A 340-nucleotide genomic window follows, 5' to 3' on the forward strand; every position below is an offset into this window, starting at 1 on the left:
GCGTACTTGAACTCGGCGGCGTTGCCGTCCTTGACGGTGAGGTCCTTCAGGGTCAGTTCACCACCGTCGGCGACCCGGAAGATCCGGAACGCGTCCTCGGAGTCCCGCTTGATCGTCGAGTCGTTGCCCTTGATCGTGATGTCCTGCTTGATCGTCGGCAGACCCGTGCCGGACTTCTTGTCCGCGAAGCTCAACTTGTAGGTGCAGTGCTCGGCCAGCTTCAACGTGCCGCCCTGGTCCCGGTTCGCCAGATCGACCGCCTCGATCAGCTCCTCCTCGTCACACGGCACCTCCCGCACCTGCCCGTGCTCACCCCAGTCGCCCCAGTCGCCACCGTCCT

At 64.7% G+C, this 340-nt stretch carries 1 pseudogene; it reads right to left on the reverse strand.

From position 1 onward, the window contains the following. A pseudogene (locus tag ACL02O_RS34480) lies at nt 1–340 on the reverse strand (hypothetical protein); the annotation flags it as partial.

Origin of the sequence: Micromonospora mangrovicola (assembly GCF_047200535.1) — a bacterium.
Classification (GTDB): Bacteria; Actinomycetota; Actinomycetes; order Mycobacteriales; family Micromonosporaceae; genus Micromonospora.